Source organism: Erythrobacter sp. KY5 (genome assembly GCF_003264115.1).
GTDB lineage: Bacteria > Pseudomonadota > Alphaproteobacteria > Sphingomonadales > Sphingomonadaceae > Erythrobacter.
The window spans coordinates 298996-325575 of sequence record NZ_CP021912.1 but is presented as its reverse complement, the minus strand read 5'-3'; the positions used below and the strand labels follow the sequence as shown (position 1 = coordinate 325575).

Here is a 26580-nt window from a genome sequence, read left to right as displayed (position 1 = left end):
GACCCGCCCTCAAATCAACTTAAATCGAGACTTATGGATATCGCCACGAACCCGACGAACCCCGAAGGCAACCCCGAACTCGCCGATGCGGCACCCACGCCGCATGAGCCGCCGGTGATCCGGCGAGAGGATTACAAGCCCTATCCCTGGCTACTTCCCGAGACCCATTTGCACTTCGACCTCGGGATCGAGAAGGCGCGGATCACCTCAAAACTGTCAGTTGAACGCAATCCGGCAGCAGAGGCATCGAGCGAGCTGCGGCTGAATGGCGACGGCCTCACCGCGCTCGGCGTCACGGTCGATGGCGAAGCGGTCGACGACTGGCAGATGGATGGGGCCGATCTCGTCCTAACGCTTTCCGGCGATACTCACACAGTCGAGATCGTCACAGAGATCGATCCGAGCGCCAACACCCAGCTGATGGGACTTTATGCCTCGAACGGCATGCTGTGCACCCAGTGCGAGGCTGAAGGCTTCCGCCGCATCACTTTCTTCCCGGACCGCCCCGATGTCCTTTCGACCTACCGGGTGCGGATGGAGGGTTCGAAAGAGCAATTCCCGATCCTTCTTTGTAACGGCAATGAGGAGGCCGAGGGCGACATGGGTAATGGTCGCCACTTTGCCGAGTGGTTCGATCCGTGGCCCAAGCCTTCCTACCTCTTTGCACTGGTCGCAGGCGATCTGGTCGCTAACAGCGGACCTTTCACCACCGCATCGGGCCGCGAAGTCGAATGCAATATCTGGGTCCGCAAGGAGGATCTCGCGCGCACCGACCACGCTCTGCAATCGCTCCACCGCTCGATGAAGTGGGATGAGGAAGTCTTCGGGCGCGAATACGATCTCGACCTTTATAACATCGTTGCGGTCAGCGATTTCAACATGGGGGCGATGGAGAACAAGGGCCTCAACGTCTTCAACACCAAATACGTGCTTGCCGATGTCGATACAGCGACCGATGGCGATTTCGACGGCGTGGAAGGCGTCATCGCGCACGAATACTTCCACAACTGGTCGGGCAACCGCATCACCTGCCGCGACTGGTTCCAGCTTAGCCTCAAGGAAGGGTTCACGGTCTTGCGCGATCAGCTGTTTTCGCAGGATATGCAGGGCGAAGCGGTCAAGCGGATCGAGGATGTGCGCATCCTTCGCGCCGCGCAATTCCCAGAAGACGCGGGCCCGCTCGCGCATCCGATCCGCCCGGACAGCTATCGCGAAATCTCGAATTTCTACACCGCGACCGTCTACAACAAGGGCGCCGAAGTGATCCGCATGATGCGCACGATGGCCGGTGTCGGGCGCTTCCGTCAGGGCACCGATCTCTATTTCGACCGCCACGACGGCGAAGCGGCAACCTGCGAGGATTTCGTCAAGGCGATCGAAGATGGCGCCGGGCTCGACCTTGAGCAGTTCCGCCTCTGGTACTCGCAGGCAGGGACGCCTCGCATTCACGTCGTGCAGGAGGAAACAGGCGACGCGCTTGTCCTGAAGTTGAAGCAGGTTCTTCCCGCAACACCGGGGCAACTCGACAAGCAGCCCATGCCTATTCCGCTGCGGGTCGCCGTACACAGCCGCGCAACCGGCGCGCTGGGTGAAGAGCAGCTGATCGTTTTCGACAAGGAAGAGGACAGCTTTTCTTTGCCGCTCGCAGGCGGGAATCCGGTCGTCTCGATCAACCGGGGTTTTACCGCGCCCGTCGTTATAGAGCGCGAGATGGCGCGCGACGATCTCGTCTTCCTTGCTGCGAAGGACGACGATCCTTTTGCCCGCTACGAAGCGATGCAGGAACTCGCCGTCGGTCACCTTGTGGCAACAGCGCGCGGCAATCCCTCCGGCGACGGCGAGGCGGCGATTATCGAGGCCATGAAGGCAATCGTCAGCGACGAAGCGCTCGACGATGCGATGCGCGGCGAGCTGATGATGCTGCCGAGCGAGACCTACCTGTTCGAAGCGATGGCGAGCGGAGACAACAAGGCCGATCCGGGCGCAATCCACGAAGCGCGCGAGGCGCTGAAAGCGGCGATTGGCAATGGGTGTGCAAGCGAGCTTCACGCCCTTTATGAGCGCGCTGAACAGGTCGCATTCGACGACCCGGCAGGTCGCGGGGCGCGAAAGGTCAAGACGGTCGTGCTGGGCTTTATCGCTGCGAGCGATCCCGACAAGGCAGCCGAACTTGCCGCGCACCAATATGACCGCGCCGACAACATGACTGACCGTCAGGGCGCGCTGATGACGCTCGCAGGTCTCGATTGCCCCGAGCGCGAGACGCGTTTGGCCGACTATTACGAGCGCTATCGCGACAATGCGCTGGTGGTCGACAAGTGGTTCACGCTTCAGGCGCTCTCGCTTCACCCCGATGTAATTGCGCAGGTGAGGAAACTTGCCGGGCACCCCGAATTCACGATGAAGAACCCCAACCGCGTTCGTTCGCTCTACATGGCCTTTGCAGGCAATCCGCAGGGCTTCCACGCGGCGGATGGCTCGGGATATCGCATGATCGCCGACGTCATCCTCGAACTCGACCCGATCAACCCGCAGACCGCAGCGCGTTTCGTGTCCGCGCTCGGGCGCTGGCGGCGGATTGAGCCAAAGCGGGCCGCGCTGATGAAGGGCGAGCTGGAGCGCATTGCCGAGGCGAAAGACCTCTCTCGCGACACCTACGAGCAGGTTAGCCGTTCGCTCGATGGCTGATGGCGGCGGACCTGCGAGCGCCAAGGGCACTCCTTTCGATATAGCACGAAGCGACATGCTCGAAGGCGTGCCTCACGGCTTTTTCGGACATGCGGGCGGCGTCCACCAGTTTGGCTATGGCGGTCCGGGCACCGCGCGCGAGGTCCGCGAAGTGAGAGCCGCTGCGGCCAATGCTATCCGTACTGGCGCGCCGCTCATGGCTCCGCATCAGGTGCACTCGCCCGAAGTCGTGACAATCGGCACGCCCGGGACGCGCAAATGGCCAGACGAGGAGCTCGGCCGCCCCGTTGCCGATGCAGTGGTGACCAGGCGGCATGACGTGGTGATCGGCATCGTCACTGCCGATTGCGGCCCGATTCTGTTCGCCGATGCCGAAGGCGGTGTGATCGGCGCAGCCCATGCCGGATGGCGCGGCGCTCATAATGGCGTGCTTGAAAACACGCTCGCCGCGATGGAAGCGCTGGGGGCAAAGCGTGAGCGTATCGCCGCTGCGCTGGGGCCAACGATCGCTCAGCAGAGCTATGAAGTGGACAGCGCGTTTCGCGATCATTTCGATGCATCCCATGATCAGTTCTTCGCCTCTGCGCCGACGCGCGAGGACAAAGTGCGGTGGCATTTCGACCTTCCGGCCTACATCCTGGCCAGGCTGCGCGCGGCGGGGCTTTCGCAAGTCGGCTGGGTGGGAAGCGACACGCATTCGTCTGACGAACGGTACTATTCCTATCGGCGAGCAAGCCAGGCTGGGGCGCCCACTTACGGAAGGCAGTTGAGCGCCATCGCCCTGCCGCGCGGGTGAGGGTGGCTCATCCTCTCTTCAGCGGCGCTTCCGGGTGGCTTGCACAGGAACGAACAAGCGGTGTTTAAAACACGGTTGGAATCTCGCGAGATTGCCGTATACGGCGCTGCAAGTCGGAACAGTGTGCCTGCAGGCGCGTTGATCATCCGGCTGGGACACTCACCATGGCTCTAGCGCCGGACGGGGCGAAGAGTTTCAACCGATGCCACGAAGAGCGGATGCGCTTCGTGGCAAAACGAGCAGGGTAATACGTTATGGCTTCCACTGCAGAGGGTACCGAAGAGGGCGTTCGTCGCCGCGATTGGATCCACATTGCAGCTGTCAGCACGGCCGGTGTCGGCGGTGCGTCCGTTCTCTATCCGTTGATCAGCCAGATGGCACCGACCGCAGACGTGCTCGCCGCGAGCACGACCGACGTCGACGTCTCCTCGCTCGAACCGGGTCAGTCGATCAAGGCCGTCTTCCGCGAACAGCCGCTCTTCGTGAAGCGCCTGACGCCTGAAGAAATCGCTGAAGTAACCGCGATCGACGCTGGTGGCCTGCGCGATCCGCAGACGCTCGAAGATCGTCTGGGCGCTGGCAACGAAGACATTCTGGTCAATCTTGGTGTTTGTACTCACCTTGGGTGCGTGCCGCTTGGCGCTGCCGATGGCGAGAACAAGGGTGAGTTCGACGGGTACTTCTGCCCGTGTCACGGTTCGCATTACGATGCGCTCGGCCGTATCCGCAAGGGCCCGGCACCGACCAACCTCGAAGTTCCTGAATTCACCTTCACGACTGAAACCACCATCCGCGTAGGGTGATCGTTCGTAACTGAACGTGCACCTTAAGAATTTATCGCTGAGAACAAGCAAGAGATCATTATGAGCTTCGCCTGGGCAAATCAGTACGAACCGAAGAACGACTTCACCAAGTGGCTTGATGAAAAGCTTCCGGTTCCGCGGCTGGTCTACAACGCTGTGGGTGCCGGATATCCGGTTCCGCGCAACCTCAACTACATGTGGAACTTCGGCGTGCTCGCCGGCTTCTTCCTCGTGTTCCAGATCATCACCGGCGTTGTCCTCGCGATGCATTATGCCGCGAACACCGAAGTTGCGTTCGGCCAGATCGAACACATCATGCGCAACGTGAATTATGGCTGGCTGCTGAAATACGCCCACGCCAACGGCGCAAGCTTCTTCTTCGTCGTCATTTACATGCACATTTTCCGCGGCCTGTATTACTCATCCTACAAGGCTCCGCGCGAGATGATCTGGCTGCTCGGTGTGGTCATCTTTCTGCTCATGATGGCAACCGCGTTCATGGGTTACGTCCTTCCTTGGGGCCAGATGAGCTTCTGGGGTGCGAAAGTTATCACCGGTCTGTTCGGCGCCATTCCGTTCATCGGTGAGCCGCTGCAAATCTGGCTGGTCGGCGGCTATGCGCCTAACGATTCGACCCTGAACCGCTTCTTCTCGCTGCACTTCCTGCTGCCGTTCATCATTGCCGGCACCGTGATCCTGCACATCTGGGCGCTTCACATTCCGGGTTCCTCCAACCCCACCGGCGTCGAAGTGAAGCAGGAAAGCGACACCGTTCCGTTCCACCCGTATTACACGGTGAAGGACGGCTGGTTCCTCGGTCTCGTGCTGATCTTCTTCTCGGCAATCGTGTTCTTTGCGCCGAACGCACTGGGCCACGCTGAAAACTGGATCGAAGCCAACCCGCTTTCGACCCCGGCGCTGATCGTTCCGGAATGGTACTTCTACCCGTTCTACGCGATCCTTCGTGCCTTCACCGGCGATCTCACCATTCCGTTCACCGGGATCGTGCTGATCGAGGCCAAGCTGCTCGGCGTGATCGCGATGTTCGGTTCGATCCTCGTGTGGTTCTTCCTGCCCTGGCTGGACAAGAGCCCGGTTCGCTCCGGCTCGTATCGTCCGCTGTTCAAGAAGTTCTTCTGGTTCGGTCTCGTACCCTGCATGGCGGCTCTGTTCTACCTTGGCGGCGCCAAGGCGGAAGAGCCTTACATCGTGCTTAGCCAGATCTTCACGGCTTACTACTTCCTTCACTTCCTGGTGATCCTGCCGATCATCAGCCAGATCGAAGTGCCCAAGCCGTTGCCGTTCTCCATCACGCAGGCTGTCCTTGGCAGCGATGACACTCCCGGCGGTACGTCGGGCGGTGGCGACAATCCGGGCAAGGTGGTCAAGCCGCTTCCCGGTGGCGACACCGACGGTTCGCTGCAGCCGGCCGAATAATCGAGCCTGATCCATTCACTGACCCGATAACGAGAAAGAGTTAGGTCATGACCATTCGACTTGGAGGCATCATCCTCGGCCTCGGCCTCACCGCGGTCCTGCTGCTGTGGTCGCTCGCGCCCGGCCTCTTTACGCTGGCGAGCGAAGGCTTCCCGGAAAAGCCCGACTATTATGCTTTCCAGGAAGCCAACATCGCCCCTGAGGGCGGGTTCTCCTTCGACGGACCGATGGGCACCTGGGACTATGCACAGCTGCAGCGCGGCTATCAGGTTTACAAGGAAGTCTGTTCGGCCTGCCACAGCCTGAAATTTGTCGCGTTCCGCAACCTTGAGGACCTCGGTTACACCGAAGACGAAGTGCGTGCGGAAGCCGCGACCTGGATGGTTCCGGGCATCGACGAGAAGGACGGTTCGGTAATCGAGCGTCCGGGTCTCCCGACCGACCAGTTCCCGAGCCCCTACGCCAACGATATCGAGGCGCGCGCGTTCAACAACAACGCGATCCCGCCCGACCTTTCGCTGATCACGAAGGCGCGCAAGGACGGGGTTCACTACGTCTATTCGCTTATGCAGGGTTACAACGAGCCCGATCCCGATGACGTGGCCAAGTCGCCCGACTTCGAAACGCCTCCGGGCCTGTACTTCAACGAGTACTTCTACAACATCAACATCGCTATGCCGCCGCAGCTTCTTGATGGCATCGTCACCTATTCCGACGGCACCGAAGCCACGGAAGAGCAGATGTCGCAGGACGTGACCGCGTTCCTGACCTGGGCGGGCGAACCTTCGCTGATCAAGCGCAAGCAGACCGGCTGGTTCGTGATCGGCTTCCTGCTGTTCGCTACGATCCTCGGCTTCCTGTCGTACAAGACGATCTGGGCGACCAAAAAGAAGAAAGCCTGATTGAGCTTCACAGCTTACAGGCACCGAATTGAACGACGCGCCTCATCATCCCTTGCGGATGGTGGGGCGCTCGTGCTTTGGGGCACTCCAACGCAATGTATTGAAGGGACGAGAGTGAGCGCTTCCATGATGACACCCGATGCACTCAAGGCGCTCATTCGGACCGTTCCCGATTTCCCCGAACCCGGTATCCAGTTCCGCGACATCACGACGCTGATAGGGCACTCGCAGGGCCTGTCGGCCAGCATCGACCACCTCGCCGCAAAGGCGCGCGAGGCCGGGGCTCAGAAGATCGCCGGAATGGAAGCGCGCGGCTTCATCTTCGGCGCCGCTGTTGCGGCCAATCTGGGGCTTGGCTTCGTGCCCATTCGCAAGCCGGGCAAGCTTCCCATTGAAACGATAGGCATCGATTACGCGCTCGAATACGGGACCGATCGTCTCGAAATGGACCCGCAGGCGGTCGCAGCGGGAGAGAAGGTCGTCATTATCGACGATCTCATCGCCACCGGCGGCACCGCGCTCGCCGCAGCCGAATTGCTGCGCATGACCGGAGCGGTGGTGGATCGCGCCTTGTTCGTCATCGATTTGCCTGATCTTGGAGGCGCTGAGAAATTGCGTGGAGCAAAAGTGGCGGTTGAAGCGTTGATGCACTTCGAGGGCGAATGACCCGAACTGCGGGCGTTGCGTCTGCAGGCAAGCAGAAGGGGCTTTAACTATCTCGATGGAATCGCAAGCCGTGGTGATCGCCGCAGTCGGCGCATTGGGCGTGGGCGCCCAGTGGGTTGCGTGGCGCACAGGCTGGCCTGCGATCGTCCTGATGCTGGCTGCGGGCTTTATCGCCGGACCCATTACCGGCCTGATCGACCCGGAAGCCGCTTTCGGAGAATTGCTCGACCCGATGATAAGCGTCGGGGTCGCGCTCATATTGTTCGAAGGGGGGCTGAGCCTCGACCTTCGCGAACTCAGACACTCGGGCAAGGCCGTCTGGCGTCTTGCCACAATAGGCGTGCTGGTCGGATGGGCTCTCGGTGCGCTGGCAGGGTTTTACATTGCGGGCCTCGTCTGGCCCGTCGCGGTTCTGTTCGGCGGCATTCTGATCGTCACCGGTCCGACCGTGGTGATCCCGCTATTGCGCCAGTCCAACATCCAGACGCGCCCCAATTCGATCCTGAAATGGGAAGGCATCGTCAACGATCCTACCGGGGCGCTTTGCGCGGTTATCGCTTACGAATATTTCCGCCGCCTCAACGAATTTCCCGATGCCTCGGTGGTGGATGTGGTGCCGCCGCTTCTGATCTCGGCGGTGATTGCCGGCCTGATCGGATATGCAGCCGCCCGCCTTATCGCGTATCTTTTCCCGCGCGGCGCGATCCCGGAATATCTCAAGGTCCCTGTGCTGTTCACGGTGGTGATCGGCGTGTTCGTGCTGACCAACGCGATCGAACACGAAGCGGGTCTGGTGGCGGTAACCGTCATGGGCGTCACGCTCGCCAATCGCGACGTTTCCAGCATCCGTTCGATCCATCCCTTCAAGGAGAACGTCGCAGTTCTGCTGGTGTCGGGCATCTTCATCCTGCTTGCATCGTCGCTCAAATGGGATGAACTCACCTATCTTACCGCCAGTGTGCGTCCATGGCTGTTCCTGCTGGCGCTGCTGTTCGTCGTGCGGCCCATCACGGTCCTTATCAGCCTGCTGGGAACCGACGTTCCCTGGAACGAGCGATTGTTCGTCGCCTGGATCGCCCCGCGCGGTATCGTGCTTGTCGCGATTTCGGGCCTGTTCGCGCTTCGGCTTGGCGAGCTTGGAGTTGCAGGCGGCCAGATCCTTATCGGCCTCAGCTTTGCTGTCGTCGTGATCACCGTCATTGCGCACGGCTTCACGATTGAACCGGTTGCACGATTGCTCAAGGTGAAGGGATCGTCGCGGCCGGGTTTGCTGATCGTCGGCTCGACGCCGTGGACGATTGCGCTCGCGCGGCAAATGGTTGCGCTCGACACGCCGGTCATGATCGTCGACCAGAGCTGGCAAAGGCTCGGCGCGGCACGGCGCGAAGGGCTTCCCTATTATCATGGCGAAATCCTGAACGAGGCGACCGAGCACAATCTCGACCTCTCAACATTCCAAGTGCTCGTCGCAGCGACCGACAATGAGGCTTACAACACTCTCGTCTGCAATGAATTCGCGCACGAGATGGGGCGCGATTCGGTCTACCAGCTTGGCGAGAGTGCAGATGGCGACGACAAGCACGCGCTGCCGCTGTCGCTGCGGGGCCGCGCTCTGTTCGAAAGCGGCTTTGGCGTTGACGAGGTGAATGACAAACAAAAGCAGGGCTGGGTTTTCAAGAAGACCAAGCTTTCTGAAGAATTCGATTACCAGGATGCGCGCGAACGTCTTCCCGACACCGGGACGATGCTGCTTATCCTGCGCAAGACCGGAACGCTGCGGTTCTTTAGCCACGCGGCGCGACCAGAACCGCGCGCTGGCGACACCATCGTCAGTTTCACACCCCCGCAAATGAAGATGCCTTCAAAAGAGGAGGGCGAGCCGAAAACCACCGAGGTCAGGCCGAGACCACAAGCGACTTGAACCAAATGAGAGGATATCAATGCAGTACCGAGCCGCGATAATTGCGCTGGCGAGCATTTTGAGCCTGAGCGCGTGTCAGGCAAATACAGAGGACCAGAGTGCAAACGAGCCCGAGGTGGTGCAGGAAAGCGCGCCACCCGCAGGCGAACCGACCGAGACTGTCTCCATCCTGCGCTCTGACATCGAGCAGCCGCCGCTTCCCGATCAGCCGGTCTCTTCTTTCGAGCTGACCGTCGGCTTTCCCGAAGGCGGGGACGATCTCGACGAACAGGCCCTTGAAGCGCTGGCTGAAATTGCGGACTCCGAACAGATCGCGATGGGCGGGCCGATCGTCCTTCGCGCCCACAGCGACAGCGCGGGCAGCGACAATGCGAATGCGCGTGCAGCCGAAGCGCGTGGGCTCGCGGTGGCCGGATGGCTGGTCGATCAGGGCATCGACGATGACCGGATCGACCTGATCGTCTTCGGAGAGCAGAACCCGATAGAGCCCAACGCGCTACCCGATGGCTCCCCCAACGAAGAGGGCCGCGCGCTCAATCGGCGGGTCGAGGTTCTTGTGCTGGTGCCGGCACCGACCGTCGAAGCGGCGACCGAATCAGTCCAGAGCGGCGACTAGCTCAAGCACGCGCTCGGCATATTCGGGGCGGCAGATCAGGAGATCGGGCAGGTAGGGGTCGGCCATGTTGTAGCGGATCGACGATCCGTCGATGCGCGAACAATGCAACCCATGCGCGGCGGCGACCGCGACCGGTGCGCAGCTGTCCCACTCATACTGGCCTCCCGAATGGAGGTAGATTTCCGCCTCGCCGCGAACCACTGCCATCGCTTTTGCCCCTGCGCTGCCCATGGCGACAAGCTCTCCGCCCATCGTTTCGCAAACGGCGGTCGCTTCCTTTGCAGGCCGGGTCCGGCTGACGAGGAAGCGCGGCTTATCGGGTGCGCTTTTGAGCGGCGTGACTGCGTCTGTTCGAAGGACTTTGCCGCCGTCCAGGCCCGGAAGCGCCACTGCACCGACCGTCGCCACACCATCGATCGAAAGGCCGACATGGACAGCCCAGTCGCTGCGCTGTTCGCCATATTCGCGCGTGCCATCGACCGGATCGACGATCCATACGCGGCTCATCGAACAGCGCGCGGTGTCGTCCTTTTCTTCCTCGGAGAGCAGGCCGTCATCGGGCCGCGCAGCACGAAGGGCGTGGCACAAGAACTCGTTCGCGGTCGCATCGCCCGCTTTGCCCAGCTTCTTGCCCTCAAACATGCCGCTTGCGCGTACATCCAGCAAAATGCGTCCGGCCACCTCGGCAAGATGCGCGGCGAGCGCGGCGTCGGTCATGGTGTCAGCGCTCATTTGAGCGGCATTATCTGGCTGATGATGTATTCGGCAGCCTCGGCCGGGGTCATGTCCACGGTGTTGACGCGAATCTCCGCATTTTCGGGCGCTTCATAGGGGCTGTCGATGCCGGTGAAGTTCTTGAGCTCGCCGGCACGGGCTTTCTTGTAGAGCCCTTTCACATCGCGCTGCTCGGCGACTTCGAGAGGGGTGTCGACGAACACCTCGATGAACTCACCTTGCGCCAGCATCTTGCGCACCATCTGCCGCTCTGCCCGGAAGGGCGAGATGAAGGCGGTGAGCACGATCAGGCCCGCATCGGCCATCAGCTTGGCTACCTCGCCAATGCGGCGGATATTCTCGATCCGGTCGGTCTCGGTAAAGCCCAGATCCTTGTTCAGACCATGGCGGACATTGTCGCCATCGAGCAGGAAGGTGTGGCGGTTCATCAGGGCGAGCTGCTTTTCGACCTCGTTCGCAATGGTGCTCTTGCCCGAGCCGGAAAGGCCGGTGAACCACAACACGCGCGGCACCTGGTTCTTGAGCGCGGCGTGCTCTTCGCGGGTAATGGTCGTCGGCTGCCAGTGCACGTTCTGCGCGCGCCTGAGCGAAAACTCGATCATCCCTGCACCGACGGTCGCGTTGGTGAATTTGTCGATCAGGATGAACCCGCCAAGCTGGCGACTCTTCGAGTAAGGTTCGAAAGTGATCGGACGATCGGTTGCAAGTTCGGCGACACCGATTGAATTCAATTCCAGCGTCTTGGCCGCGAGATGGTCGAGGCTGCCCATGTCGATCTCGTATTCGGGCTGCTGGACGGTGGCAGTGACCATCTGGCTACCAAGCTTCAGCCAATAGCCGCGCCCCGGCTTCATCGCGGTTTCGTCCATCCAGACGATGGTGGCGCGGAACTGGTCGGAGGCTTCGGGCGGGTCGCCGGCTGCCGCGATGACGTCCCCGCGCGAGCAATCGACCTCGTCATGGAGCGTCAGCGTAACCGACTGGCCCGCAACGCCTTCGTCAAGGTCGCCATCGTAGGTCGTGACGGTTTTCACCGTGGTGGTCTTGCCAGCGGGCACGATGCGGACATTGTCGCCCGGCTTGATCGTGCCGCCGGTGATCTGGCCGGCAAATCCGCGGAAGTCGAGATTGGGGCGATTGACCCACTGAACCGGCATGCGAAACGAACGTTCCTGCGCCGCGGTGTTGGCGACCTCGACCGTCTCAAGATGCTCGATCAGCGCAAGGCCATTGTACCACGGCGTGTTCGCGGAAGGCGATGCGGTGATGTTGTCACCCTTGAAGCCCGAGATCGGGATCGCGGTAAATTTCTCGATGCCGACGTCTTGCGCGAATGCGGAATAGTCAGCGACGATCTGGTCGAATGTGGCCTTATCATAGCCAACAAGGTCCATCTTGTTCACCGCCAGCACGAGGTGCCTGATGCCGAGCAAATGGGTGATGTAACTGTGCCGCCGTGTCTGTTGCAGTACGCCCTTTCTCGCGTCGACAAGGATCACCGCAAGGTCGGCGGTCGATGCGCCGGTCACCATGTTGCGCGTGTATTGTTCGTGGCCGGGCGTGTCGGCGACGATGAATTTGCGCTTTTCGGTGGTGAAAAAGCGATAGGCGACGTCGATCGTGATGCCCTGTTCGCGCTCTGCCGCAAGGCCGTCGACCAGCAGGGCGAAGTCGATCTCGTCCCCTTGCGTACCGTGCTTGACGCTGTCGGCTTCGAGGCTCGCAAGCTGGTCCTCGAAGATCATCTTGGAATCGTAGAGCAGCCGCCCGATCAGGGTCGATTTGCCATCATCCACGCTGCCGCAGGTGATGAAGCGCAGCAGGCTCTTGTGCTGATGCTGCTGAAGATAGGCGTCGATATCCTCGGCGATGAGAGCATCGGTCTGGAAGCTGGAGTCAGCCTTGTTCATCAGAAGTAGCCCTCCTGCTTCTTGTCTTCCATCGAAGCGGATTGCCCCTTGTCGATCGCGCGACCCTGACGTTCCGACCCGGTCGCGAGCAGCATTTCCTGGATGATCGCGTTCATGTCGGTCGCCTCGCTCTCGGTAGCGCCGGTGAGCGGGTAGCACCCAAGCGTGCGGAAACGGACCGAACGCTCGACCGGCTCCTCGCCCTCTTCGAGGCGGAAGCGGTCGTCATCGACGACCAGCAGCAATCCGTCACGCTCCACCGTCGGACGTTTGGAGGAAAGGTAGAGCGGCACGATGTCGATCTTTTCGAGCGCGATGTACTGCCAGATGTCGAGCTCGGTCCAGTTCGAGATCGGGAAGACGCGGATGCTCTCGCCCTTGTTCTTCTTCGCGTTGTAGAGGTTCCAGAGCTCGGGGCGCTGGTTCTTTGGGTCCCAGCGATGGCTTGCCGTGCGGAAGCTGAACACGCGCTCTTTCGCCCGCGCCTTTTCCTCATCGCGCCTGCCACCGCCGAAAGCCGCATCGAAACCGTGCTGCGTCAGCGCCTTTTTCAGCGGATCGGTCAGCTGCGCCTGCGAATAGAGCGCGCTGCCGGTGTCGAACGGGTTGATGCCCTGTTCCTCGGCGTCCTCGTTCTGCGCGACGATCAGTTCGAGGCCGTATTCCTTCACCGTCTTGTCGCGGTGGTCGAGCAGCGCCTGAAAGTCCCAGCCGCTCGCAATGTGCAGCATCGGGAAGGGAGGGGGCGAGGGGTAGAACGCCTTGCGCGCAAGGTGCAGCATGACGCTCGAATCCTTGCCGACCGAATACAGCATCACCGGGTTTTCAGCCTCGGCCACGACTTCGCGAAATATATGAATGCTCTCGGCTTCGAGCCGCTCGAGATGGGTGAGATTACGCATGAAACCCAGCTAGCGGGTGTGCGTGGCAACACAAGGCAAGAAAAGTTTGTGCAAGGGCAAGCTCTGGAGCGGGTAAGGGGAATCGAACCCCTCTAGCCAGCTTGGAAGGCTGGAGCATTACCACTATGCTATACCCGCCCGCTTTCGAGGAAGCGCCATTGGCATTTTTCGGCGGCCCTCGTCAAGAAAATGCTTCAAGCCTTGCTGCCAGGGCCACCCGCTCCCAAAGGATCAGCTTTCCTGCCTTATGGCTTCTCCGGTCGGTCCCCTGAGCTCCGCGCGGTTCGCGCGCACCGACGACCAGAAGGCAAGGCCGATCAGGACCGCACCGATCAGGCCGGTGATGACTTCGGGAATATGCGCAAAGGTGTTGATGTACATGATCGTGGCGAGCGCGAGGATCGCGTAGAATGCGCCATGTTCGAGATAGCGGTACTCGCTCATCGTGCCCTTTCGCACGAGGAAGATCGTCATCGAGCGCACGAACATCGCCCCGATGCCAAGGCCGATGGCGATGATGATGAGATTGTTGGTGAGCGCAAACGCGCCGATCACGCCGTCGAATGAGAAGCTCGCATCGAGCACTTCGAGATAGAGAAACGCGCCAAATCCTGCCTTGGCGACATCGCCGGAAGAAGGCGTGGGCGGTTCAAGGACGTGATTGACGATTTCGACCGCGAGATAGGTCAGAAGGCCGCCGATTGCTGCGATGATGAAGGTCAGCGCATCGGCCTCTGCGAGCATCGTCGAAGTCGCCCATGTCGCTGCCAGCACCAGCCCGATGGAGATCGCCTCAATATCGGCGACCTTGGCAAGCGGGCGCTCGATTGCGGCAATCCAGTTCAGCTCCTTGTCGGCATCGAAAAAGAACTTGAGCCCCACCATGCCTAGAAACGCGCCGCCGAAGCCCATCAGTCCGATGTGAGCGTCGCTGACGATGCGCTGATACTCGGCCGGATCGCTCAGCGCGAGGCGCACGGCGTCGATCGGGCCAAGGCTTGCGGCGACCATCACGATGACGATCGGGAAGACGATGCGCATGCCGAACACGGCAATTGCGATACCCCAGGTGAGGAAACGCTGTTGCCAGACCGGGTCCATGTCCTTCAGGATCGAGGCGTTGACGGCGGCATTATCGAAGGAAAGCGACACTTCGAGCACGGCCAGAACCGCGCAGATCCACAGGATCGAAAGCATCCCGCCAATCGTGCCGTGCAGCGTCCAGCCATACCATCCGCCAAGCGCCAGGCAGACAGCGGTGAAGAGGAGCGACCCCCAGAAGTGCTTCAACATCGCTAAATCGTATCCCTAGAGCGGACCATCTAGCCCACCGCCATATTGTCGATGAGCCGCGTGCCGCCAATCCTTGCCGCGACGAGGAGCCGCGCTGTCGCGCCAGATAAGCTTGTGAGAGGCGCAAGGGAAGCGGCATCTGCGAGCACCGCATAATCGACGCTGGCAAAGCCTGCGCCCAGCAACTCGTCCTCCAGTGCATTCAGCGTCGGCTGCACCTCCTGCCCGTCCTCGATCCGGGCGATTGCCTCTTTCATCGCGCGCGGCAATGTGGCGGCGGCTTCGCGGTGCTGGGGCGAGAGGTAGCGGTTGCGGCTCGACATGGCGAGGCCGTCCGCCTCGCGCACGGTCGGCACTCCGATGATCGAAAGGACATGCGGGTGCGTGAGATCGAGATCGCGCGCCATCGCGCGGATGACGGCGAGCTGCTGAAAATCCTTCTCGCCAAAAAAGGCAAGATCGGGCTGAACCTGGTTGAAGAGCTTGTTCACGACCGTCGCGACACCGTCGAAATGGCCGGGCCGGTCGGCACCGCACAGCCCCTCGCTCACTCCGCTGACCGATATGCTGGTGACGAAGCCGTCGGGATACATCGCCGCCACATCGGGAGCCCACAAAAGCGCGCAGCCTTCGCCTTCGAGCATGGCGGCATCTTCCTTCAACTGGCGCGGATAGGCGTCGAGATCCTCATTCGGCCCGAACTGCGTCGGATTGACGAAAATGCTCGCGACGACATGGTCGCAGGCCTCGCGCGCGCGGCGCACCAGGGTCAGATGCCCTTCATGCAGTGCGCCCATTGTCGGCACGAGGCCAATGGTCGCGCCGTCCGACCCGCGCAGCTTTGCGACCTGCGTTCTCAACACATCGAGCGTATGTGCAGTTTGCACCCCTCATGTCCCTCCGATATTGTCAGCAGCGTCGCTTTACCCCTTGGCCGCCTTTAGCCAAACCCCGCACTAGGAAAAATCTCGCAATGTCTCGCAACACCGCTCACCGGATTGTCTTTGCCAATGAAAAAGGCGGCACCGGCAAATCGACCACGGCGGTGCATGTCGCGGTCGCGCTGTCCTATCTGGGCGCCCATGTGACGATGCTGGATCTCGATCCGCGCCAGCGCACGTCTCACCGGTATATGGAGAACCGCTTCCACACGATGCGGCGGCGCAAGATCAATCTGCCGACGCCTGCGTGCGAGGTGTTCCTGAAGGGCGACAGCGACCAGCTGATCGAGACGATCCACGCGCTTGAGGCCGATTGCGATTTTCTGGTGATCGACAATCCGGGCCGCGACGATCCGCTTGCGCGCACTGCGGTTGAACATGCCGACACTCTGGTGACGCCGATGAATGACAGTTTCGTCGATTTCGACCTTATCGGGCAGGTCGATGCGGAGAATTTCAAGGTCAAGAAACTCTCCTTCTTCGCAGAGCTGATCTGGGAACAGCGCATGAAGCGCACCAAGACCGCGATCACCGAAAAGCGCCCTGAGATGGACTGGATCGTCGTGCGCAACCGCACCGGCTTTACCGAAGCGCGCAACATGGCGCGTATCGAGCGTGCGCTGAAGGAAATGTCGAAGCGCGTCGGGTTCCGCGTGGCTCACGGCCTGTCCGAGCGCGTGATCTTTCGTGAGCTGTTTCCGTCGGGCCTGACCCTGCTCGACAAGGGGCATCTGGGCGATCTCGGCACCAGCCACATCGTTGCGCGCCAGGAGCTGCGCACCCTGGTTCAGGCGCTCAAGCTTCCCGAATTTGCCCGCGCCGACAACCCGCTGGAGCCGGCCTGAGCCATGCTTTTGCGCATCGCGATCATCCTTATCTTGATCTGCATCCTGTGCCGCTGGGCGCTGGGGCGCTGGCCATGGCAGTATATGAGCGCGCAGCCACCGCGCTCGCAGGTGATCCTCAATGCCCGCAAGCTGCTCAATGTAGAGAAAGGCGCCAGTCGCGATGAAATCATGGCCGCGCATAAGCGCAGGATTGCCATGGTCCACCCTGATCGCGGCGGTTCAAGCGCGGAAGTGCACGCGGCCAACGATGCTCGCGATGTCCTGATTGGCGAATTGCCACCGGGCGAGGTCGAAACGATCCGCGACGATGCATCGCAGGATTGACACATTTGCGCGGCAAGCGCTTTGCTTACGACAAGTTTTTCAAATCCAGGGCTTTTGACAAATGAACCACCAATTCGACCCCACCGTTCTGCGCGAATACGACATTCGCGGCATCATCGGAGAGACGCTGGGTCCGGATGATGCCCGTGCCATCGGGCGCAGTTTCGGAACGTTGCTCTCGCGCGCAGGCGGATCGAGGGTAGCGGTCGGATATGACGGGCGCGTCAGTTCGCCGATGCTCGAACATGCGCTGGTCGAAGGGCTTACCGCAAGTGGCTGCGACGTGGTGCGGATCGGCATGAGCGCGACCCCGATGCTGTACTTCGCCGAGGCATCATCCGAAGATGTACATGGCGGCATTCAGATAACTGGCAGCCACAATCCCCCCAATTACAATGGCTTCAAGATGGTCTTTCAGGGGCGACCGTTTTTTGGGGCGGATATTCGCAGGCTCGGGGAACTGGCTGGTGCGGGCGACTGGGCGGACGGTGCGGGCAGCGTCGCGACGATCGACATTCTGGGCGACTATGTTGAACGCATGCTTGCCGGGCTCGACGGGATCGACACGTCCGTTCTCTCCTCGCTCAAGGTTGGATGGGACGCCGGCAACGGCGCTGCCGGCCCTGCGCTCGAGGCGCTGGCCGCGCGGCTTCCGGGGGAGCATCACCTCCTTTTCACCGAAGTCGACGGACATTTTCCCAATCACCATCCTGATCCAACCGTTGAGGAAAACCTGGAGGATCTGCGCACTCTCGTCGCTGAGAAGCGACTCGATTTCGGAGTGGCATTTGATGGCGACGGCGACCGGATCGGCGCGATCGACGGCGAAGGCCGCGTGATCTGGGGCGATCAGCTGCTGATGATCTACGCCGAGGATGTGCTCAAGACCCGCAAGGGCGCGACCATTATCGCCGACGTCAAGGCATCGCGCGCGCTGTTCGACCATGTCGCGGCGCATGGCGGTGAGCCGCTGATGTGGAAGACGGGCCACTCGCTGATTAAGTCCAAAATGAAGGAAACGGGCTCACCGCTCGCAGGGGAAATGAGCGGTCACGTCTTCTTTGCCGACACTTATTACGGTTTCGACGACGCGCTTTATGCCGGTGTTCGCCTGATTGCGGCATCCGCGCGGCTGGGCAAATCGGTGACCGAATTGCGCGGGTCGATCCCCGACATGCTCAACACGCCGGAAATGCGTTTCCAGGTCGATGAGGCGCGCAAATTCCCTGCCATGGCCGAGATTTCCGAGCGCCTGACCACCAATCCCGGCCCGGGCGTCGAAGAAGTGAACACCACTGATGGCGTGCGCGTGAACACCGCCGATGGCTGGTGGCTGCTGCGCGCATCGAACACGCAGGACGTTCTGGTCGCCCGCGCCGAAAGCGACAGCGAAGACGGTCTTGAACGCCTGATCGCGCAGATCGACGAACAACTGGCACTATCCGGCCTCGAACGCGGGACAAGCGTGGGGCATTAAGGGGAGGAAGAAGCATGTTGAAAGGTCTCGTATTCGCCACTCTGGCCAGCGTCACCGCGCTGACCGCGACACCGGCGCTTGCCGATGCTCACACTGACACATCCAACGAGGCGATCGAGCGCGAACTCAGCGCCATGGGTGACCTCTTCGGAGACATGTTCGGGACCGCCGAACCGCTGACGCCCGAACAGGAGGCCCGCGTGCCGATGGCTCAATCGGTGGTCATCAAGCTCTTCCCCGAAGGCACTTATGCCAAGATGATGGACGAGGCCATGGGCCCCATGATGGACTCCATGCTCGGCAACATTGCAGGTTCGCCAGCAATCCTCCTCATGGAAATGACCGGCCTGTCGCCGAGCGAACTGAGCGACATCGACAATGCACGCCTTGAAGCGGCGGTCGAGCTGCTCGATCCGGGCGCAAAGGCGCGCAACGCCGAGATCGCGGATATGAGCATGAGCCTGATGAGCGATATCGTGGTCCAGATCGAGCCAAGCTACCGTGCGGGGCTCGCGCGCGCATATGCTGTGCGTTTCACCGAGGCCGAGCTGACAGAGCTCGACGCCTATTTCGCAACCCCGGTCGGCAGCAAATATGCAGCGGAAAGCTTTCTGATATTCGCCGATCCGCAGGTCATGTCGGCGATGAACGAGATGATGCCCGCAGTGATGGAAGCGATGCCCGCCATGATGGGCGACATTGGCGATATCGGGGCGCGGTATCCCAAAGGCCGCACCTTCTCCGATCTCTCCTCGGCAGAGCAGGACAAGCTTGCATCGCTCTTGGGCGTGACGCTTGAAGAGCTCGCGGCGAGCGAACCCGAAGCTGAAGCAGAGGCTCAGCCCAAGGCGAAGTAGCCGGGCCGAAAAGCTCTGACATTCTGCGCCCTTGTCGCCGGGGCGGTCGGTGGCCATCTTTGGCGGCACAGTGACCGAAACCACTCTCCCATCCCGCGCATCCGGCATCGCGGTTCCCCCTGAGATTCAGGGCTGGTTCGACGCGCGCGGGTGGCGCATCCGGCGTCACCAGACCGACATGCTCGCAAAGGCGCGCGCTGGGCGCGATGCGCTGCTTGTCGCGGACACCGGCGCGGGCAAGACGCTGGCGGGGTTTTTGCCTACCCTGTGCGATTTCGCGCCATCCAACGGTTGCGCGCCGCCCGAAGGTCTGCACACGCTCTACGTCTCGCCCCTGAAGGCGCTCGCGCATGACGTGAAGCGCAACCTGCTCACCCCGATCGAGGAAATCGGCCTGCCGATCACGGTCGAGACACGCAGCGGCGACACGTCCTCGGACCGCAAGAAACGCCAGCGCACCAAGCCTCCCAATGTGCTTCTGACGACGCCGGAGAGCCTGTCGCTCCTGCTGTCCTACCCCGAAAGCTTCGAGCTGTTCGCCAATCTCAAACGAGTGGTGATCGACGAGATTCATGCCTTCGCCACAGGCAAGCGCGGCGACCTGTTGGCGCTCGCCCTCGCGCGGCTGCGGACCATTGCGCCGGGCATGCAGCGCGCAGCGCTTTCCGCGACGCTCGCCAATCCGCTCAGCTTTCAGGAATGGCTCGCCCCGCAACCTGCCGATGGCACTGGCGAGATTCACGCCGCCGATCTGGTGCTGGGCGAAGAGGGCGCGGAGCCCGAGGTCGAGATCCTGCTGCCTGTCGAGAGCCGCGTTCCATGGGGCGGTCATGCGGGGCGCTGGGCGGTGGGGCAGCTGATGGAGGCGATCAAGGCCAATCGCACGACGCTGGTCTTTACCAACACGCGCTTCCTCGCAGAATTCATTTTCCAGTGCCTGTGGGAGGAGAACGAGGACAACCTCCCCATCGGCGTTCACCACGGCAGCCTTTCCAAAGAGGCGCGGCGCAAGGTCGAGGATGCGATGGCGGCGGGCGAGCTGCGCGCTCTGGTCTGCACCGCCAGCCTCGATCTCGGCGTCGATTGGGGCGATATCGACCTCGTGGTCCAGATGGGCGCGCCCAAAGGCTCATCGCGCTTGCTCCAGCGGATCGGGCGCGCGGGCCACCGGCTCGACACGCCCAGCCGCGCGATGCTCGTGCCCGGCAACCGTTTCGAATTTCTCGAAGCGATGGCGGCCAAGGACGCGGTCGATGAAGGCATGCGCGACGGCGAGGAATTCCGCGAGGGCGGTCTCGATGTGCTCGCGCAGCACCTGATGGCCTGCGCCTGCGCCGGGCCGTTCCACGAGGACGACATGCTCGCCGAATTGCGCAGCGCCCTGAGCTATGCCTGGCTTGATGAAGAGGGGCTGGGGCGCGTGCTTCGCTTCGTCGAGAATGGCGGCTATGCGCTGCGGGCCTATGACAAGTTCAAGCGGATCGTGCGCCAAAAAGGGGGGGCGCAGGACGGCACGTGGCGGCTCACCCATCCCGAGCAGGCGCAGCGCCACCGCATGAATGCCGGGATCATCGTCGACTCTGAAATGCTGGTCGTGCGCTTCAGGAACGGGCGCCAGCTGGGCAAGGTGGAGGAACGCTTCGCCGCGCAATTGTCGCCCGGCGATAGGTTCTTCTTTTCCGGGATGAGCCTTGAGGTCGAGAAGCTGCAGGACATGGACCTGATCGTGCGCGCGGCCAAGACCAGCGCGACGATCCCGAGCTATGGCGGCCTTCGCCTGCCGCTCACCACGCATCTGGCGACGCGGGTGCAGGCGATGCTCGACGATCGCGCGGGCTGGGGGCGCTTTCCCGACGACGTGCGCGAATGGCTCGAAGTGCAGGATTATCGCAGCCGCCTGCCGCGCCCCGGAGAGCTGTTGGTCGAAAGTTTCCCGCACGCGAAGAAGCACTACACGACGTACTATACGTTCGAGGGTTGGAACGCGAACCAGTCGCTCGGCATGCTGGTGACGCGGCGGATGGAGGATCGTGGGCTGATGCCCGGCGGCTTCGTCGCGAACGATTACTGCCTTGCGGTTTGGGGCCTGAAGCCGGTCACCGACCCCAAGCCGCTGCTTTCGCCCGATATTCTAGCGGGCGAGTTCACCGAATGGGTCACCGAAAGCCACCTGCTGCGCCGCGCATTCCGAGAGGTCGCGGTGATCAGCGGGCTGGTCGAGCGCCAGCATCCCGGCAAGCGCAAGACCGGAAAGCAGGTCACCTTCTCGACCGACCTCATTTACGATGTGCTCAAGAAATACGAGCCCGACCACGTCCTGCTCGAAGCCGCATGGGCCGATGCGCGCGCGCGAATGACGGATGTGGGCAGGCTTGCCGACTTGCTTGAGCGTTCGCAGCACGAGCTGGTGCATGTCGAGCTTGAGCGCGTGTCGCCACTTGCGGTGCCGGTGATGACCATGATCGGCCGCGAAGCCGTGCCACAGGGCGCGGTCGATGATGAGCTGCTGCTCGAAGCCGAAAGCCTCGCGGGCGAGGCGATGCGGATCGACCCGCGCGAGGCCGAGATGCTGGAAGGGGATTAGCGGTTGGACGATCTCGCCAGGCTTTTCCCCGCAGGTTCAGCAATCCGCGCTTACCTGAAGAACGTGGTCAGCGTTCACCGCGAGATTCTCGGCGATGACCTGATCGCCCTCTACCTTCACGGATCGGTGGTTCAGGATGACTTCCAAGCCGGGTCGAGCGATCTCGATATCCTGGGTGTCGTGTCAGGGCCCTTGTGTCCCGCGCAGCGCGAGCGCCTTTCGATGAACCTCAGTTACGAAGCCTTGCCGGTACCAGCCTTTGGGTTGGAGCTGATCCTCTGCAATGCCGACGCGGTGCGCGCACCGGTCGAGGCGATGCCTTATGATTTCGCGCTGTCGACCGGGGTCGAATGGGGGACTTCGGTCGAAGTGGACGGCACCACCAGCGATATTCTCGTCCATATGCAGCTGTGCCGGCAGGCAGGTCTGGCTCTGGTGGGTCAGCCGCCGCGCGAAATCCTCGCTCCGGTAAAGATGTCGGCTTTGCGGGCCGCCCTGATGGGAGAGCTGGCCTGGCACCGCAATGAGTTGCGCGGAGAGCCGAGCCAGCAGGCAATCGTCAATGCAGTGCTGAATGCAGCGCGGTCACTCCATGCGGCCGAGACCGGAGAAATTGTCTCGAAGTCCGAGGGCGCAAAGTGGTGGCTCGCCGATCATCCTAATGAGGAAGTCGTCGCCGAGGCATTAGAGTACAGGCATCGGGATAGAAGCGCCGCTCCTGCTATACGATCGGCCCGAAACTTCGTGGAGATTGCAATCGCTGCGCTCTAGGCCGAGCGCCCCTGCAACAAAAAAGGCGCCGCGGTTTCCCGCAGCGCCTTGTCTTGTAGCCTATCGGGCGGGTGCTTACGAACCCGAGCCGAACTGGCGATACTTTTCGTTGCCGACAAAGCCGAACTTCGTCACGCCCGAGCCCTTGATGACCTGCAGCACCTTGGCTGAGAGGTCGTAGCTGGCGAGTGCTTCCGGCTCGAACTGCAGCTCTGGCTCGATCGACATCTGCGTCGTCTCTGCCAGCAGGGTGACCAGCTGGCCCTGATTCACGGCTTCGCCGTTCCACAGGATCTGGTCGTCCTGCGTCAGGACGAGCTTGTTCTTGATCGGGTCGATGATCACATCGGTCGGCGGCGGATCGCCCTGCGGAAGGTCGATATCGACCGAGTGCGTGGCCACCGGGATGGTGATGATGAACATGATCAGCAGAACGAGCAAAACGTCGATCAGCGGCGTCATGTTCATGTCGATCATCGGTTCGCCGTCGAGCTTGCCTCCGGACATACCCATGTCAGTTACTCCTTAATCGTGTGTCCCGACCGGCTTAGCCGTTCGGGTCGACCGGGTTCGAAATGAAACCGACGGTCGGATAGCCAGCGGCCTGGACCTGATAGATCGTGCCCGCAACACAGCGCCACGGTGCATTCGAGTCGGCACGGATGTGGACCTGCGGGATGGCGTCGGGATCGTCGATGATCGCCTCTGCACCGCCCGGATAGGCCTGCACGATGTTGTCGAGCTTGGTGAAGGCTGCGTCGTAAAGTTCTTCAGACGACATCGGGGTGATGTTGTTGAAGTAGACGCGGCATTCGCCGGTCCGCGTGGCGCCGGTAAAGCCCGAACGGATCGTACCAGCGGTGCGGCCCTCGGCGTCGGTCGTGGAGACGGTCAGCTGGAGGTTTTCCACCTTGTCTTTCGATTCGACCGATTCGAAGACCGGGATTTCCAACTGCTCAACCGTCTGGATGGCCACCGGAACCGCGATGAGGAAGATGATCAGGAGAACCAACATCACGTCCACCAGCGGCGTGGTGTTGATGTCGGACATCGGGGTTTCCCCGCCTCCCATCGAAATCGCCATTGTGAATTCCTTATCTGCTCAAGAGAGCGTTTCTACTGCACTGGCTCCCGTTGAATGGGGGCCATTACGAACCTTGATCGGGGCAAGAGACGAGCCGGGGCGGGCAACGCTGCCCACCCCGGCATCGGTCCTTACTTCTTGATCGAGGCCGATGCGCCGCCAGCCGTCGTGGCCGGCTTCGCAGCAGGCTTGGCAGCCGGCTTTGCAGCCGCAGCGGTCACGGCCGGCTTAATCGAACCGTTCGAGCCGATATAGGCGACGATGTTGTTCGAGAAGTCGGTCATGAGAGCATCGATGCGACGGTTGCGCGACTGCAGCCAGTTAAAGGCAAGCACAGCAGGCACAGCAACGAGCAGGCCGATCGCGGTCATGATGAGCGCTTCACCAACCGGACCTGCAACCTTGTCGATCGAGGCCGAGCCTTCGATGCCGATGTTGATCAGAGCGCGGTAAATCCCGATCACGGTGCCGAGCAGACCGATGAACGGTGCGGTTGCACCCACCGATGCGAGGAAGGACAGACCGCCCGAAAGCGACTGGTTGATGGTGTTCTGCGAGTGAGCGAGCTCTTCCTCGACGAAGTGAACTTCCTGGCCTGCACCTTCCATCTTGGAGTGGTGCTCCTGAGCGGTCACGGCATCGTCGGCTAGCTGGCGCCATGCGCTGTTCTTCTCAAGCTTGGTCGCGCCTTCCTTGAGGGTCGAAGCACGCCAGAACGACTGACGCACGCCCTGGTACTGACGCATCACCTTGTTCTGTTCGAACAGCTTGGTGAACAGGATGTAGAACGAACCGACCGACATGATGATCATGACGGCAAGGATCGACCAGGCGACCGGGCCGCCTTCTTCCATGGCTTTCCAGAAGCCGAATTCATTGACGGGCGCTTCCGTATCGGCGGCCGCAGCTGCGAGGTAATAAAGGTTCATTGCGAGTAGTCCTCTTAAAAAAGTGTCCCGAAGGTCCCGGCACCTTCCAGCGGGCCGGGAGCCTCAAAATTCATCAGTTCAAACGATAGGTAATCCGAGTGGAATAGGATCCCGTGGTCTCGTTTCCGGCAGCGTCGAGTGCCGGATTGAAGCGCGCATAACGCTCCATTCCCCGGCAGGCTGCCTCGTCGAGGATGCTCGACCCGCTCGAACCGGTGACCTGACAATTTGTTGCCCGACCATCCGGCGTCACGGTGACGCGCACGCCCACGGTGCCTTCGACCTCTTCGCGCAGTGCACGCGAGGGATAGTTTTCCTGGATACGCGTCGCCCAGCTGCGTTCGTTGCGGGTCGTCGCTCCACGCGCCTGCGAAGGCGGAGGCGGAGCCGGCGGTGCAACAGGTGCAGGCGGAGGAATCGTAAGAGCCGGAGGCGCAGGCGGCGGAATCGTCGGCTGCGTCTGGATCGGTGGCGGTGCCGGCGCGATGTTAATCGGCGGCGGCGGAGCAACCGGAGGCGGCGGAGCCGTTTCCTGCGGTGGCTGCTCGGGCGGTGGTTCCTCGGGCTCCTCGGGGGGCTCGGGCTCCTCAATGTCGACCGTGGTAACGCGCTCAACCACTTCCTGCACTGCCGAAATGGCAAGGCCGGAAATGAGCAGGTACCCGATCAGCACATGGATCAACGCCACAATGATGATGGAAGTTACCTTACTTCCACCCATTTGTTGGTCAGCGTAGGCCATCCAGTCGCTTTCTCTCCGTTATTTCGCCGGGCGGGGGCCCGACATAATTCTCGCACACCGGGCCTAATCGTCGTCGCACCCGATTCGCAACAAAGCGAAGCGTGAGCGATGAGATCGACCCGGGATGCGAATCCCAGAATCTCAAGTCTCGGTCGGTTCCCGGAATCTGCTCGCGACGCTCGTCAACCCAGTGAGCGCTCGCAAGGAATCCTGCTCCAACCACCCGCGTGCGATGCCCGTTCCAAAAGGCGTCACAACGCAGCCGAGTTTGTATCGATCTTGTCCCCAACCTCGATACAAGCTCCCCGGGCTTTAACGGTCAACACCTATGCAATCAAACGAATTTACGGTTCAGGGGCGATTCACTGGCGGCTGCCTTCAATGTGGTCTAGCTCGAAAAAACTTGGAGCCGGGAAACAGGATTCGATCATGAGACGGCGCGTTAACGCGATTTTAACCAATGAATTCCGCAGGTTGCTTTTGATGCCGCTCGCTGCAACGGCGATTTCGTTGAGCTGGGCACCGGCATCCGCACAGCAAACTGTCCCATCGCCGGTCACCGCCGCCGAAGCGGCAACCTATGCCGACCTCGTCGACCTGGCCGAGCGGAGCGATCTGGTCATCCGCGCCGAGATTCGCCGTCAGATCGAAGTCGAGCCCGAACGCGCCCCCGGTCTCGCCCCCGGATTCGCACGTCTTTATATAGAGGCGCGCACGCAGGCGCTGCTTTCCGGGAAAAGCGCGCTGGGCGAATCGCTGGTTTATCTGGTCGATGTCCCCCTGAATGAGCGCGGCAAGGTCGAAAAGCTCAAGGACAAGGTCGTGCTGCTGTTTGCAGATGCGGTTGCGGGCCGTCCGGGTTCGATCCAGCTGACCGGCAAGAATGCCCAGCTCGATTATTCGCCTGAGCTGGAAGCGCGGCTGCGTCCGATCCTTACCGCACTGGTAGCTAACGACCGCCCGCCGTTGATCACCGGCATCCGCGATGCGCTTGCCGTGCGCGGCACTCTGACCGGAGAATCGGAGACGCAGATCTTCCTCACGACAGACAGCCGTTCTCCTGTGTCGATCACGGTCCTGCGCCGTCCGGGCCAGCCTCCGGCGTGGGGTGTTTCGTGGGGCGAGATCATCGATTCCAGTGCGCGCGCGCCAGAGCCGCAGACGCTGCGCTGGTATCGCATGGCCTGCGCGCTGCCACAGCGCCTGCCTTCGGCTGCCAACCTTGCGCGCGAACCTGATGCGCGCAGGCTCGCCGAGACGGATTACGCTTATGTGATCGAGCAGCTGGGTCCGTGTGCGCGGGCGATTACCGAAGCCACCTGACCCTCGCTCGCAACACCCGATTTCGATTTGC

General features: G+C 61.6%; 24 protein-coding genes and 1 tRNA gene. 15 read left to right on the top strand and 10 right to left on the bottom strand.

Going from position 1 to position 26580, the window contains the following annotated elements; translation table 11 throughout:
* Window positions 1-33 precede the first annotated feature (33 nt).
* From pepN to CD351_RS01490, 8 genes are all read left to right on the top strand, one after another.
* Complete coding sequence (pepN, locus tag CD351_RS01525; protein WP_111990987.1) at window positions 34-2688, top strand: aminopeptidase N; 2655 nt, start codon at window positions 34-36, stop codon at window positions 2686-2688.
* Window positions 2681-3484 (top strand): peptidoglycan editing factor PgeF, encoded by an 804-nt coding sequence (gene pgeF / locus CD351_RS01520; protein ID WP_111990986.1) that lies wholly within the window; start codon window positions 2681-2683, stop codon window positions 3482-3484. Before pepN ends, pgeF begins: the two co-directional genes overlap by 8 nt.
* Window positions 3485-3738: 254 nt before the next feature.
* Complete coding sequence (petA, locus tag CD351_RS01515; RefSeq protein WP_111990985.1) at window positions 3739-4287, top strand: ubiquinol-cytochrome c reductase iron-sulfur subunit; 549 nt, start codon at window positions 3739-3741, stop codon at window positions 4285-4287.
* A 60-nt stretch (window positions 4288-4347) separates the two neighbouring features.
* Window positions 4348-5724, top strand: a complete 1377-nt coding sequence (locus CD351_RS01510; RefSeq protein ID WP_111990984.1) for a cytochrome b/b6 — start codon at window positions 4348-4350, stop codon at window positions 5722-5724.
* Window positions 5725-5771: 47 nt separating this feature from the next.
* A complete protein-coding gene (locus tag CD351_RS01505) occupies window positions 5772-6626 on the top strand; it encodes a cytochrome c1 (RefSeq protein ID WP_111990983.1) in 855 nt (284 codons plus the stop codon).
* Between the two features lie 129 nt (window positions 6627-6755).
* Window positions 6756-7292 carry an adenine phosphoribosyltransferase gene (locus CD351_RS01500; protein WP_111993528.1) on the top strand — a complete coding sequence of 179 codons (537 nt, stop codon included), beginning with the start codon at window positions 6756-6758 and terminating at the stop codon, window positions 7290-7292.
* Window positions 7293-7347: 55 nt separating this feature from the next.
* The gene (locus tag CD351_RS01495) at window positions 7348-9213 is read left to right on the top strand and encodes a sodium:proton antiporter (RefSeq protein ID WP_111990982.1); all 1866 of its coding nucleotides are present in this window, start codon (window positions 7348-7350) and stop codon (window positions 9211-9213) included.
* A 19-nt stretch (window positions 9214-9232) separates the two neighbouring features.
* A complete protein-coding gene (locus tag CD351_RS01490; protein WP_111990981.1) occupies window positions 9233-9829 on the top strand; it encodes an OmpA family protein in 597 nt (198 codons plus the stop codon).
* Here CD351_RS01490 and CD351_RS01485 read toward each other — a convergent pair.
* The 6 genes from CD351_RS01485 to panC form a co-directional block, all read right to left on the bottom strand.
* The gene (locus CD351_RS01485) at window positions 9809-10561 is read right to left on the bottom strand and encodes a 3'(2'),5'-bisphosphate nucleotidase CysQ (protein WP_111990980.1); all 753 of its coding nucleotides are present in this window, start codon (window positions 10559-10561) and stop codon (window positions 9809-9811) included. The two genes, CD351_RS01490 and CD351_RS01485, sit on opposite strands and share 21 nt — an antisense overlap.
* Window positions 10558-12474 (bottom strand): sulfate adenylyltransferase subunit CysN, encoded by a 1917-nt coding sequence (gene cysN / locus CD351_RS01480; protein ID WP_111990979.1) that lies wholly within the window; start codon window positions 12472-12474, stop codon window positions 10558-10560. Before cysN ends, CD351_RS01485 begins: the two co-directional genes overlap by 4 nt.
* Window positions 12474-13376 carry a sulfate adenylyltransferase subunit CysD gene (gene cysD / locus CD351_RS01475; RefSeq protein ID WP_111990978.1) on the bottom strand — a complete coding sequence of 301 codons (903 nt, stop codon included), beginning with the start codon at window positions 13374-13376 and terminating at the stop codon, window positions 12474-12476. Before cysD ends, cysN begins: the two co-directional genes overlap by 1 nt.
* Window positions 13377-13440: 64 nt before the next feature.
* Window positions 13441-13514, bottom strand: a tRNA-Gly gene (locus tag CD351_RS01470).
* 93 nt (window positions 13515-13607) lie between these two features.
* The gene (locus CD351_RS01465; RefSeq protein ID WP_111990977.1) at window positions 13608-14669 is read right to left on the bottom strand and encodes a DUF475 domain-containing protein; all 1062 of its coding nucleotides are present in this window, start codon (window positions 14667-14669) and stop codon (window positions 13608-13610) included.
* Between the two features lie 29 nt (window positions 14670-14698).
* Window positions 14699-15556: a pantoate--beta-alanine ligase gene (gene panC, locus CD351_RS01460; protein ID WP_111990976.1), complete on the bottom strand. Its 858-nt coding sequence runs from the start codon at window positions 15554-15556 to the stop codon at window positions 14699-14701.
* An 86-nt stretch (window positions 15557-15642) separates the two neighbouring features.
* On the opposite strand from panC, the gene CD351_RS01455 reads away from it, so the two are divergent.
* From CD351_RS01455 to CD351_RS01430, 6 genes are all read left to right on the top strand, one after another.
* Window positions 15643-16455, top strand: a complete 813-nt coding sequence (locus CD351_RS01455) for a division plane positioning ATPase MipZ (protein ID WP_111990975.1) — start codon at window positions 15643-15645, stop codon at window positions 16453-16455.
* Window positions 16456-16458: 3 nt separating this feature from the next.
* Window positions 16459-16782 (top strand): J domain-containing protein, encoded by a 324-nt coding sequence (locus CD351_RS01450; protein WP_111990974.1) that lies wholly within the window; start codon window positions 16459-16461, stop codon window positions 16780-16782.
* Window positions 16783-16843: 61 nt separating this feature from the next.
* Complete coding sequence (pgmG, locus tag CD351_RS01445; protein WP_111990973.1) at window positions 16844-18259, top strand: phosphoglucomutase/phosphomannomutase PgmG; 1416 nt, start codon at window positions 16844-16846, stop codon at window positions 18257-18259.
* 14 nt (window positions 18260-18273) lie between these two features.
* Window positions 18274-19116 (top strand): DUF2059 domain-containing protein, encoded by an 843-nt coding sequence (locus CD351_RS01440; RefSeq protein ID WP_111990972.1) that lies wholly within the window; start codon window positions 18274-18276, stop codon window positions 19114-19116.
* A 70-nt stretch (window positions 19117-19186) separates the two neighbouring features.
* Window positions 19187-21700: a ligase-associated DNA damage response DEXH box helicase gene (locus CD351_RS01435; protein ID WP_111993527.1), complete on the top strand. Its 2514-nt coding sequence runs from the start codon at window positions 19187-19189 to the stop codon at window positions 21698-21700.
* A gap of 3 nt (window positions 21701-21703) precedes the next feature.
* The gene (locus CD351_RS01430) at window positions 21704-22471 is read left to right on the top strand and encodes an aminoglycoside adenylyltransferase domain-containing protein (protein ID WP_111990971.1); all 768 of its coding nucleotides are present in this window, start codon (window positions 21704-21706) and stop codon (window positions 22469-22471) included.
* A gap of 75 nt (window positions 22472-22546) precedes the next feature.
* Here CD351_RS01430 and CD351_RS01425 read toward each other — a convergent pair whose 3' ends face one another.
* The 4 genes from CD351_RS01425 to CD351_RS01410 all read right to left on the bottom strand — a co-directional run bounded on the left by CD351_RS01425 (window position 22547) and on the right by CD351_RS01410 (window position 25226).
* Entirely contained in the window at window positions 22547-22984 is a 438-nt protein-coding gene (locus tag CD351_RS01425) for a biopolymer transporter ExbD (protein ID WP_111990970.1), read from the bottom strand.
* A gap of 34 nt (window positions 22985-23018) precedes the next feature.
* Entirely contained in the window at window positions 23019-23555 is a 537-nt protein-coding gene (locus tag CD351_RS01420) for a biopolymer transporter ExbD (protein WP_174214221.1), read from the bottom strand.
* A gap of 131 nt (window positions 23556-23686) precedes the next feature.
* Window positions 23687-24484, bottom strand: coding sequence for a MotA/TolQ/ExbB proton channel family protein (locus tag CD351_RS01415; RefSeq protein WP_111990969.1), 798 nt, complete (start codon window positions 24482-24484; stop codon window positions 23687-23689).
* A 73-nt stretch (window positions 24485-24557) separates the two neighbouring features.
* A complete protein-coding gene (locus CD351_RS01410) occupies window positions 24558-25226 on the bottom strand; it encodes an energy transducer TonB (RefSeq protein ID WP_174214220.1) in 669 nt (222 codons plus the stop codon).
* Between the two features lie 510 nt (window positions 25227-25736).
* Here CD351_RS01410 and CD351_RS01405 point away from each other — a divergent pair.
* A complete protein-coding gene (locus CD351_RS01405; protein ID WP_234027182.1) occupies window positions 25737-26549 on the top strand; it encodes a hypothetical protein in 813 nt (270 codons plus the stop codon).
* The last annotated feature ends 31 nt before the right edge of the window (window positions 26550-26580 follow it).

Bases quoted from the DNA above. Each gene is read 5' to 3' on its own strand.
- CD351_RS01465 (WP_111990977.1), bottom strand. From the start codon at position 14,669: ATGTTGAAGCACTTCTGGGGGTCGCTCCTCTTCACCGCTGTCTGCCTG.
- CD351_RS01440 (WP_111990972.1), top strand. From the start codon at position 18,274: ATGTTGAAAGGTCTCGTATTCGCCACTCTGGCCAGCGTCACCGCGCTG.
- CD351_RS01485 (WP_111990980.1), bottom strand. From the start codon at position 10,561: ATGAGCGCTGACACCATGACCGACGCCGCGCTCGCCGCGCATCTTGCC.
- CD351_RS01425 (WP_111990970.1), bottom strand. From the start codon at position 22,984: ATGGGTATGTCCGGAGGCAAGCTCGACGGCGAACCGATGATCGACATG.
- cysD (WP_111990978.1), bottom strand. From the start codon at position 13,376: ATGCGTAATCTCACCCATCTCGAGCGGCTCGAAGCCGAGAGCATTCAT.
- cysN (WP_111990979.1), bottom strand. From the start codon at position 12,474: ATGAACAAGGCTGACTCCAGCTTCCAGACCGATGCTCTCATCGCCGAG.
- CD351_RS01450 (WP_111990974.1), top strand. From the start codon at position 16,459: ATGCTTTTGCGCATCGCGATCATCCTTATCTTGATCTGCATCCTGTGC.
- CD351_RS01505 (WP_111990983.1), top strand. From the start codon at position 5,772: ATGACCATTCGACTTGGAGGCATCATCCTCGGCCTCGGCCTCACCGCG.
- pgeF (WP_111990986.1), top strand. From the start codon at position 2,681: ATGGCTGATGGCGGCGGACCTGCGAGCGCCAAGGGCACTCCTTTCGAT.
- CD351_RS01415 (WP_111990969.1), bottom strand. From the start codon at position 24,484: ATGAACCTTTATTACCTCGCAGCTGCGGCCGCCGATACGGAAGCGCCC.
- CD351_RS01500 (WP_111993528.1), top strand. From the start codon at position 6,756: ATGACACCCGATGCACTCAAGGCGCTCATTCGGACCGTTCCCGATTTC.
- CD351_RS01490 (WP_111990981.1), top strand. From the start codon at position 9,233: ATGCAGTACCGAGCCGCGATAATTGCGCTGGCGAGCATTTTGAGCCTG.
- CD351_RS01510 (WP_111990984.1), top strand. From the start codon at position 4,348: ATGAGCTTCGCCTGGGCAAATCAGTACGAACCGAAGAACGACTTCACC.
- pgmG (WP_111990973.1), top strand. From the start codon at position 16,844: ATGAACCACCAATTCGACCCCACCGTTCTGCGCGAATACGACATTCGC.
- CD351_RS01495 (WP_111990982.1), top strand. From the start codon at position 7,348: ATGGAATCGCAAGCCGTGGTGATCGCCGCAGTCGGCGCATTGGGCGTG.
- CD351_RS01420 (WP_174214221.1), bottom strand. From the start codon at position 23,555: ATGGCGATTTCGATGGGAGGCGGGGAAACCCCGATGTCCGACATCAAC.
- CD351_RS01410 (WP_174214220.1), bottom strand. From the start codon at position 25,226: ATGGCCTACGCTGACCAACAAATGGGTGGAAGTAAGGTAACTTCCATC.
- pepN (WP_111990987.1), top strand. From the start codon at position 34: ATGGATATCGCCACGAACCCGACGAACCCCGAAGGCAACCCCGAACTC.
- CD351_RS01455 (WP_111990975.1), top strand. From the start codon at position 15,643: ATGTCTCGCAACACCGCTCACCGGATTGTCTTTGCCAATGAAAAAGGC.
- petA (WP_111990985.1), top strand. From the start codon at position 3,739: ATGGCTTCCACTGCAGAGGGTACCGAAGAGGGCGTTCGTCGCCGCGAT.